Source organism: Kitasatospora sp. NPDC059571, assembly GCF_042735675.1.
Classification (GTDB): Bacteria; Actinomycetota; Actinomycetes; order Streptomycetales; family Streptomycetaceae; genus Kitasatospora.
This window is the reverse complement of record NZ_JBHWBW010000695.1, coordinates 1-2,339: the sequence shown is the minus strand read 5'-3', so window position 1 is coordinate 2,339 and position 2,339 is coordinate 1. Positions and strand designations below refer to the sequence as shown.

Genomic DNA, 2,339 nt, shown 5'->3' with positions numbered 1-2,339 from the left:
TTGTGGGCCCGCCCGGCTACCCCGCGGGGGCCGCCGTCCCAGCGGCCGTCGTCCCAGCGGCCGTCGTCCCAGCGGCCGTCGTGGCCGTCCCGGCCGTCGCCCTCCGGTCCGCGGTCCGCCATCGTGTGGCCGCGGCCCTCCTCGTGGTGGTGCACCGCGACGGCGGCGGCCCCGCCGCCGAGCACGACCACCGCGGCACCGACGGCCACCCAGCGCACGCCCCGCCGGCGCACCCAGCGGCCGACCCGCACCCGGCGCCCGGCCGGCTGCTCCGCGTCCCCGACCGGCTCGCCCATCGGCCCCACAGGCTCGGACATCGGTCCACTCCTCTCCCGGTCCGGGCCCTTGCCCGGCCTCTCCTGGGCGCGAGCCTCGCGCATGCAGGCTGAAGCCCCGCTGAAGCTGCTGAAGACCTCTTCAGGGAGCACCCGCGGCGACCTGTCACCCTGGAGGGCATGCGCGTACTGGTGGTGGAGGACGAGCGGCGGCTGGCGGCCGCCCTCCAGCGGGGCCTGGAGACCGAGGGCTTCGCCGTCGACGTCGCCCACGACGGCCTGACCGGGCTGAACCTCGCCGGCCGCACCCCGTACGACGTGATCGTGCTCGACATCATGCTGCCCGGGCTCAACGGCTACCGGGTCTGCTCGCTGCTGCGCGCGGCGGGCAACGACGCCGGGATCCTGATGCTGACCGCCAAGGACGGCGAGTGGGACGAGGCCGAGGCGCTGGACACCGGCGCCGACGACTTCCTGTCCAAGCCGTTCTCGTACGTGGTGCTGGTCGCCCGGCTGCGGGCGCTGGCCCGGCGGGTCGGCAGCCGGGCGCCCCGGGTGCTCGTCCTGGGCGACCTGGTGGTGGACTCCGCGGCCCGCACCTGCACCAGGGGCGGCACCCCCGTCCGGCTGACCACCCGCGAGTTCGCGGTGCTGGAGCACCTGGCGCTGCGGGCCGGCGAGGTGGTCTCCAAGCGCGAACTCCTCTCCCACATCTGGGACGTCGGCCAGGACGCCGACCCCAACGTGGTCGAGGTGCACGTCAGCGCGGTGCGCCGCAAGATCGACACACCGTTCGCCAGGGCCGCCGTGCAGACCGTGCGCGGCGCCGGGTACCGGCTGGCGGCCGACGGTGGCTGACCGCACCGCGGGCCGCTGGCCCCGCCGACCCGTCCGGGTGCCGCCACCGCTGCACGCCTCCCTGCGCCGGCTGCGAACCGTCCTGCGGCGCCTGCGGCCGGACTCCGTCCGGGCCCGGGCCACCGTCGCCGCCTGCGCCGTGGTCGCCACCGCGCTCGCCGCGGCGGGTTTCGCCCTGCTCGCCCTGATCCACGCCGACCTGCGCCGCACCGCCGAGGACGGCGCCCGCCAGCAGGCCGAGGCGATCGCCGCACTGGCGGCCCAGGGGCGGCTCACCCCGCTCCTGCCGACCGGCCACGGCACCGACTTCCTCCAGGTGGTCGACGCCCGCGGCCGGGTCGTCGCGGCCAGCCAGAACCTCGCCGGGCGCCCGCCGGTCAGCACCGGCAGCCAGGAGGGCACCCGGACGGCCCGCAGCCCCTGGGACGGCGACCCGCTCGGCGACGAGCACCGGCAGCGGGTGGCGACCGTCACCGCCGACACCCCGACCGGCCGGGTCACCATCCACGCCGGGGCGTCGCTGCGCTCCGCCGACGCCGCCGAGGACACCGCCGCCGCGGCCCTGGCAGTGGGCTGCCCGCTGCTGCTGCTCACCGTCGGCCTGGTCACCTGGCGGGTGACCGGCCGGGCGCTGCGGCCGGTCGAGGCGATCCGCGCCGAGGTCGCCGCGATCGGCGACCGCGACCTGCACCGGCGCGTGCCGCAACCGCGCGGCGACGACGAGATCGCCCACCTCGCCGCCACCATGAACGCGATGCTGGACCGGCTGGAGGCGGCCGGACAGCGGCAGCGCGAGTTCATCGCGGACGCCTCGCACGAGCTGCGCAGCCCGCTGACCGTGCTGCGCACCCAGCTGGAGGTGGCCCGGACGCACCCCGACCCGGCGGTCCGCGCCGAACTCGTGGACGGCGCCCTGGAGGACACCGGCCGGCTCCAGGACCTCGCCGCCGACCTGCTGCTGCTCGCCCGGCTCGACGCGGCGGCCGGTGCGGCCGCGGGCGCCGACCCGGACCCGGGCGTCGACCTCGCCGAGCTGGTCCGCTCCGCGGTGCGGGCCCGGACCGCGGACCGGCTGCCCGTCCGGCTGGACCTCGCCGACGGCGTCCGGGCGCCCGGGCACCCGCTCTGGCTCACCCGGCTGCTCACCAACCTGCTCGACAACGCCCAGCGGCACGCCTCCCGGGACGTCCGGGTGGTGCTGCACGC

At 77.8% G+C, this 2,339-nt stretch carries 2 protein-coding genes and 1 pseudogene; 2 read left to right on the top strand and 1 reads right to left on the bottom strand.

Annotation, left to right across the window (positions count from 1 at the left end; translation table 11 throughout):
• Positions 1-317, bottom strand: a pseudogene (locus tag ACFV0G_RS37945) (hypothetical protein); the annotation flags it as partial.
• Between the two features lie 138 nt (positions 318-455).
• On the opposite strand from ACFV0G_RS37945, the gene ACFV0G_RS37940 reads away from it, so the two are divergent.
• Both ACFV0G_RS37940 and ACFV0G_RS37935 read left to right on the top strand, forming a co-directional pair.
• A complete protein-coding gene (locus ACFV0G_RS37940; RefSeq protein WP_380557971.1) occupies positions 456-1,133 on the top strand; it encodes a response regulator transcription factor in 678 nt (225 codons plus the stop codon).
• Positions 1,126-2,339: sensor histidine kinase (locus ACFV0G_RS37935; RefSeq protein WP_380557968.1), on the top strand; the 1,214-nt coding region annotated here is incomplete at its 3' end. The genes ACFV0G_RS37940 and ACFV0G_RS37935, both read left to right, overlap by 8 nt.

Bases quoted from the DNA above. Each gene is read 5' to 3' on its own strand.
- ACFV0G_RS37940 (WP_380557971.1), top strand. From the start codon at position 456: ATGCGCGTACTGGTGGTGGAGGACGAGCGGCGGCTGGCGGCCGCCCTC.